The sequence below is a fragment of the Geobacillus sp. Sah69 genome (assembly GCF_001414205.1).
Lineage (GTDB): Bacteria > Bacillota > Bacilli > Bacillales > Anoxybacillaceae > Geobacillus > Geobacillus stearothermophilus.
Map to the genome: position 1 here is coordinate 1 of NZ_LLKS01000070.1, position 6,602 is coordinate 6,602.

Consider the following 6,602-nt stretch of genomic DNA (forward strand, 5'->3'; position numbering starts at 1 on the left):
TCAAACACTTGACGGAGATCGACTTTGAACGGTTTGACTTCACGCAAAGAAGCTCCACATCCTTGACACGTATGCACACGGTGGACGACACGATGATGTGGATGTTCCACTTGACGGAGCGTCTTCCCCTCATGTCCCTCTTGCCCACCAGGCTTTTTGCCAGACGGCTCGCGGGAGGAACGCTTTTTCTCAAAACGGTCAGAAGATGGGGGCAAATGGCTATTGGAGCTGTTTTTTTTCGTGCGTGCTTCCAGCTCTTGAACACGGTACTTCAGTTGTTCATTTTCTTTGCGTAGCTGTTTGTTTTCTTTCAACAGTTGCTCAATGACTTGTTGCTGGTGAGTAATGAGCTGCTTTTGTTGTTGGACTTTGCCGATTAAGCTCTCAACTGTAAATACAGCTTGTTGTACCGTCAACATGTGATTCACCTCCTTGTCTATCAGTATTCACATCATAGACAAGGAAAGAAGAAAATATTCAGCTCACTTTATGATGTGGCTGAATAGTTACTTTTATTTTTATCGCAAATAAGATATTCCCCAATACGTTAGATTTAATATTTAAACTTCATAATTTTTCCTCAACCTTACTCATTTTAGTACTTCTAATAATGTCATTTATTTTTGGTCATATTGCATACAGTATTTCAAAGTTGACATTTGATACAGCTTTTTTTTCAAAAGGTAAGCCAGTTGATAAATTCCTAGATTACTCAGATACAAAGCAATTAGAAATAATAGCTGAAGTAGAAAAAATATATGGTGCAGAAATAGGTAAAGAGCTAAGATCAAAATTGGATAAATATAAAAAAAATGAAATTACAGGCTCTGAATTTGGTCTGAAGAACTATTGCTACGCACTAGTTGAAAGAAAAGAAACCAAACATGATATGTTTATCGCCTTAGCAGATTTCTTAAGGAGTACAGCTTTTTTACTTGCCCTTGGAGTACTTTACCTAATAACAACATCAATATTGGATTGGATTCGGAATTGTATATCCGGTGGCTATTTAATAAAGATTATTATTTTTTCTTTATTTCCAATTTTATCAAGTTGGTTGCTCCTAAGCAGATCAATAAGAATGAGAAAGGCAGCTGATAGTGTTATATATTCACAATTCTTATTTGATGCAAAAAGACTTAATTCCAATAATCAAAAGTGAGGTTTGGTGTTATGGATATCATACCAATAAATAAAATTGATAAGTTAAGCTACTTGGAAGCTGTTGAGAAAATCATTGAACTTAATGAGCATATATATAGTCAAATTGTTCGTCAAGTTTTCGTCCGCCGGATTGACCCCCTAAATTTGGACACATCCTATCTTATTTTAGGTTATTCTCAAAATTTCTCGTTTTTTCTTGGCAAGAAGACAAAATCCTCTTGCCTTATACGCGAACTTCTTTGATGATTAACGATTCCGTTTGCGCTTTTTTGTAAAATTCATGCGGTGGAAGATCGAGAATACTCGAATGAATCCTTCGCTCGTTATAAAATTTCATGTACTCCATCACGGCTTGATAAGCTTCTTCATAGCTGTCAAACGCCATTCTTCCTAGACATTCCTCCTCCAGTAAACGATGAAACGCTTCAATATGCGCATTCATATTCGGCGTCCGTGGTGGAATCCGTTCATGTTCGATTCCAAATCGCTCACAGGCAGCTTCAAAGGCATGAGAAATAAATTGCGGGCCGTTGTCTGTCCGAATCACAGGTTTATTTGCCTGTTCAAATTGCTGACGCTTGAATAACGCTCTTTGAAGCGTCTTTACGGCATCGCTTCCTGAACAACTCAGCCCAATATGGTAATCAATTACCGAACGGTCATACACATCGATGAGCGACAAAACAAAGAAAAAGCGTTCTTCTCCTTCGATATATCCATATTTCACATCCATTTCCCATAACTGATTCGAGCCTGTAATAATGCGATTTCGAGCGAGTTTCTTCGGATATGGAATCCGTTTCTCTCGCTGCGGACGTAGTAAATCCATCGCTTTACACAATCGATATACTTTTTTCTTACTGATCACAAGCTGATGGTCTCTTCTTAACTGAATGGTCAGCTTGCGATATCCGTAGGCAAATCCTTCTCCCATCACAAGCTCAGAGAGCCATTCTTGGATTTGTTCGTCTGGCACTTTTTCGCCAGTTGCCGTTAGAGAGTAGCCGGGTGTTGGACGTCCCCCACCTACTGTTTTCTTCTCGACTTTTCCGTTCTGCTGATAATAGTAGGTTGAGCGATTGATTTCTAGAATCTCCAATACTTTTGTAATCGGATATCCTTTCTTGATCCACTGCTCGGCTACTTCCAATTTTTCAGTAAGTGAGGGTTCTTCTTTTTTATCAAATCACGCAAAATCGCGATTTCTAAATCTTTTTCCCCTAATAGCTTCTTGAGCTGCTCGTTTTCTTCCTCCAGCCGTTTGATTTCAGCTGAAGAGGGAGAGGAAACCATTTCTTGTCCTAGTTTTCCTTCTTCATATGCTTTCACCCATCTTTGCACAAGATTCGGGCTAAGCTCGTATCTTCTAGCTACCAATGCTTTATTTCCAACTTCTAATGCTTCTTTCACCACTTGTAGCTTAAATTCCTTCGAATGTTTTCTTCGTTTCATGTACATCAAAAGCCCCCTTCATTTGGTCACTTCGATTATAAAAAACACCTTATCGAGTGTCCAAATTCATTAGGGGGCTAATGAGGTAAACCTACCTCGCGTTTTTATTATTGTTGGTCAACTACCGGTGCTACAGACGTGTCAATACTGTCAACTTCTTTTTGTGTCATAGGTGCTTTGTCTTTAGTAGCTTGTTCAACTTCATCGGAAGCCGCACCAAGTTCAGCTACTTTCTCGTTAGCTTTTTGTACTTCGCCTGCTAGACGTTCATTTTCAGATTTGTATGCTTCGTTATTAGCTTTCAAGCATTTGTTTTCAGCTTGCAGCGATTCAATTTGTTTATTAGCTTCATCTAAAAGTGCTTTAGTATCGTTCAATTTAGCAATCGTGTCGTCCAAATTGGCTTTAAGTGCCGCAATATCACCATTTTTAGCCTCTAATTCACCTTTAGCTTGGTCTAATTCAGCTTTAGTAGTACTTAACTTGCTGATTAGATCGTTAACGCACTGATTTAAGTGAGTGATCTGATCTTGTAAACCTTTGTTTTTTTCTTGCAGACCTTTAATAGTTTGGTTTTTGCCGGAAATGAGGCTGTTTGCTTCAGAAATAACGTTATTTGCATTAGTGCGAAGTTCGTTAATCTTTTGCACTAATGCGTTCTCGTTGTACTCATAGCTAACGATTTTGTCTTTCAAGTTTCCTAATTGAGTTTTAACTTTGTCTACGGTGTCACTTCCTGTGAAGGCAAGCCCAGCAGTACCTAGTAAAGCCGCACTCGTAATGCATGAGATAAGTTTTACTTTAATTCCCATCTCTCAAATTCCCCCTTAAATAAAATTTCCCACAATCAATATGTTATGACAAAGCAATACCCGTGGTGCTATATACATGCTCATTGAAAAGTTAACCTTCGCATAAGCGGTGCCCACTCCGGTTATACTGCTCCTAATGAAAAACATGGAAAAGGAGCGGAATTCTGCATGAAACGTCTCAAAATCACCAACGATCATGGATGGACACCTCGGACACTTCGCAAACAGGAACGGAAAATCAAAAACACCCTTCTTCGCCAACGGGTGATGGCGGTTCGCCTGGTCATGGAAGGCTATTTGGGCAAAGAGGTGGCCTCCATGGTCAACGTGTGCCGACAAACCGTTTCCCATTATGTGTCGCTGTTCAACGAAGGCGGTCTGGAGCTCTTGCTTCATCGGGATTTCGCCCCCGGGCAGGAGCCGTTTCTCACCGAAGAACAGCAGGAAAAGATCAAACAGCTTGTGTTGACCACCACTCCCGCGGAACTGGGCTGGGACGTCGCTTCGGCGTGGAACACCAAACTCCTGCAATCCTATGTCGAAAAGCACTTCGGTGTTTCCATTTCCCGCGAAGCGTTGCGAAAACTCCTGCACCGCAAAGGGCTGTCGTGGACACGGCCGACCTACACATTGGCGAAAGGCGATCCGGATCGACAAAAGAATTTTGAGAAACAGATCGACTTCATAAAAAAACTTAATGGATCCTGATTCGGTCTTGTTGTACCTTGATGAAACACATATCCGCTCTTACCATGTCTTGCGGTCCACATGGTCGGAAGTCGGCCGCCAAAAACAAGTGCCGACGTTCGGCCATCATGCCCACGTATCGCTGTTTGGCGCGGTCAACATCCACGATGGCGAAACGGTGCTTCATCAAACGACCGCTGCCAATGCCGCGACGTTCTTGGATTTCTTGAGAATGCTCAAAGAGCGCTATCCGGACCGTCTCATGGTCTTGGTGTTGGATAACGCCCGCATTCACCATGCCAAAATGGTCAAGGAGTTTTTGCAGGAAGAAGGGCAGTGTTTTCACTTTATTTACCTTCCTCCCTATTCGCCACAGCTGAACCCGATCGAACGCTTATGGAAATGGCTGAAAGATACGGTGATTGCCAATGTATTTCACAAGGATCGCAACGATATCATTCAAGCCATTAATCGGTTTGTCAACTACATCCACGAACGTCCGGAGGAAGTGCTGCAGCGCTTAGGGTGTGCAGGATGACTGAGAAGTTAACTCTTCATGTTGCATGTATATAGTAAGTTTATTAGCTGCTCCGCAATCCTATGAGTCTTATTAAAAAAAACATAAAATGAAAAGGGGCCTCTACGGTGGGTCCTATGCATTTTTATTAATCATAAACATTTTCGTTAGTGAAACTTAACCAAAAACAACAAAGTTTACGAAAACAGCCTATAACAAAGAAAGTACAAACTTTTAACACCTATTTCGAAGATCTGAAACGGGAAGTTCATTTCTCTCTTATAACTAGTCATATAATATACATTATATGACTAACAATTGATTCTTTTTTATGATATACTCGTCATATAATGTTATTTTTTCAATCGATTTTTTGCTCTTCGAACCCTTTTAAACTCGTCGTATAAGTGAAAGGATGAAAAAGATGCTGCACGAATATGAAACATATTTGCAAGAGAAGGGATTTTCTCCTAACACCGTGATCTCCTATCTCAATGACGTGAATCAGTTTTTGAAAGACTTGCATCTTCGTCCAGGCGATTACGTCACGTCGGCCGACATTCGAAAATGGATTCAGCAAATGTTGAATCCGGCCGAAGGGAAACCGTTGGCCATCTCCACCATCAATCGCCGGCTCAATTCGTTGCGAAGCTTTTATTCGTGGGCGGTCGAACATCATAAGCTCGAACAGAACCCAATGAAAGACATCCAGGATTTAAAATCGGCCGATGAAGAGAACGAAAAGATTATGTGGCTCACGGAAGAAGAATTCGAGGACTTATTGCATCGGATGCGGAAAAAACCGGTGCAAAGCCGGGGAGTCGATCCTGAAGAGAAATATCGCCGGGACCGTGCAGTGGTGTACCTGCTTACCTATGCAGGATTGCGAGTAGAGGAGTTATCCAATTTAAAATTAACGGACTTAGATTTAGAGATGAAGCGAATTCGGATCGTGGGAAAAGGGATGAAGGTAAGAACAGTGCCGATCTCGAATATCTTGTTGGCAGAACTCGAGGATTGGCTGAAGTTTCGTGCAGAAATGGCGAAAAAGAAGCCGCATGTGGCCGAATCGCCATACGTCTTTTACAGCCAGCGCTCGCCGAAGTTTTCGGTCCGGGGGATCCAGCGAATGATTGAAAGCTACAGCCTGCCGAATAAAAAACTTACGCCCCATATGTTCCGGCATACGTTTTGTAAATGGATGTTAAAGGCAACGAACAATGACATCGAGAAGGTACGGCGGCTTGCTGGACATAGCAATATTGCCACTACGTCTCGATACTTAAAAGACAGTTATAGTGATTTGGTGGATGCAGTGGAGGCGTTGCCGAAATTTTAACAATAGTGGATGAATGATAAAATACGTGATTACTTACTAACATTACATTCTTTCATAATTTTTAAAGAGAATTGTTCATTTAAGAAAATAAGTGTAAATTGAAATTGAACAATTTATTTAATTTTAGAAAAGGGAGGGGAACCTATATTATGGAAAAATTATCTCCTACAGAAATCAATTCTGTTGTAGCATATATAGGTGTTCATAATGGCTATTTAGGAAATTTCTCATATGGTAACTATTCACCCCAGTGCTAGTGTATAAAAAAGCCCAGCACAAATAGGGCATTTCGGTCATAGAAAATGCCCTAGGTAGCGGAAAGAACTCGATCGATCGTTTCGCCTGCCAACAGAAGACATAACGAATCCCACACGTTTTTTTCGTGTTTCGTCAGTGTGGAAACGATGCTTCTTGCGATGCAAAACGACTGCGCGAATGTTTCTTCGCGAAACGTACCCGAAATGTTCTCTTTGACTTTGACCATGCGAAGATCGCGTTCGGCTTGGTTGTTATCAAAGGGAACATGTACTTCACGTAAGAAACGCAGCGCTTCTTCCTTTCGTTTTTGAAGGCGTCGAACAAAAGCGAGTGCTTTTTTCGGAAGAGGCGTCATCGTTTCTAATCGGTGTTG

At 41.3% G+C, this 6,602-nt stretch carries 8 protein-coding genes; 4 read left to right on the forward strand and 4 right to left on the reverse strand.

Annotated elements, in window-relative coordinates; genetic code table 11:
• On the reverse strand, positions 1-419 hold a 419-nt coding region (locus AP057_RS15220; RefSeq protein ID WP_235468620.1), incomplete at its 3' end, for a DUF6444 domain-containing protein.
• A gap of 233 nt (positions 420-652) precedes the next feature.
• On the opposite strand from AP057_RS15220, the gene AP057_RS17215 reads away from it, so the two are divergent.
• Entirely contained in the window at positions 653-1,162 is a 510-nt protein-coding gene (locus tag AP057_RS17215; RefSeq protein ID WP_152968902.1) for a hypothetical protein, read from the forward strand.
• Positions 1,163-1,387: 225 nt separating this feature from the next.
• Here AP057_RS17215 and AP057_RS15230 read toward each other — a convergent pair.
• A protein-coding gene (locus tag AP057_RS15230) for an IS3 family transposase (RefSeq protein ID WP_095532136.1) occupies positions 1,388-2,616 on the reverse strand; the annotation gives its coding sequence in 2 pieces (ribosomal slippage) (positions 1,388-2,328 and positions 2,328-2,616; 1,230 coding nt in all).
• A gap of 107 nt (positions 2,617-2,723) precedes the next feature.
• Positions 2,724-3,428, reverse strand: coding sequence for a hypothetical protein (locus AP057_RS15240; RefSeq protein WP_055359135.1), 705 nt, complete (start codon positions 3,426-3,428; stop codon positions 2,724-2,726).
• A 168-nt stretch (positions 3,429-3,596) separates the two neighbouring features.
• On the opposite strand from AP057_RS15240, the gene AP057_RS15245 reads away from it, so the two are divergent.
• The 3 genes from AP057_RS15245 (at position 3,597) to AP057_RS15255 (ending at position 5,971) form a co-directional block, all read left to right on the forward strand.
• Positions 3,597-4,136 carry an IS630 family transposase gene (locus tag AP057_RS15245; protein ID WP_055359136.1) on the forward strand — a complete coding sequence of 180 codons (540 nt, stop codon included), beginning with the start codon at positions 3,597-3,599 and terminating at the stop codon, positions 4,134-4,136.
• A complete protein-coding gene (locus AP057_RS15250; protein ID WP_055359137.1) occupies positions 4,126-4,653 on the forward strand; it encodes an IS630 family transposase in 528 nt (175 codons plus the stop codon). Before AP057_RS15245 ends, AP057_RS15250 begins: the two co-directional genes overlap by 11 nt.
• 403 nt (positions 4,654-5,056) lie before the next feature.
• Entirely contained in the window at positions 5,057-5,971 is a 915-nt protein-coding gene (locus AP057_RS15255) for a tyrosine-type recombinase/integrase (protein ID WP_055359138.1), read from the forward strand.
• A 307-nt stretch (positions 5,972-6,278) separates the two neighbouring features.
• Here the strand turns inward: AP057_RS15255 and AP057_RS15260 are convergent.
• A partial coding sequence (locus AP057_RS15260) for a transposase (protein WP_152968903.1) occupies positions 6,279-6,602 on the reverse strand: 324 nt, incomplete at its 5' end.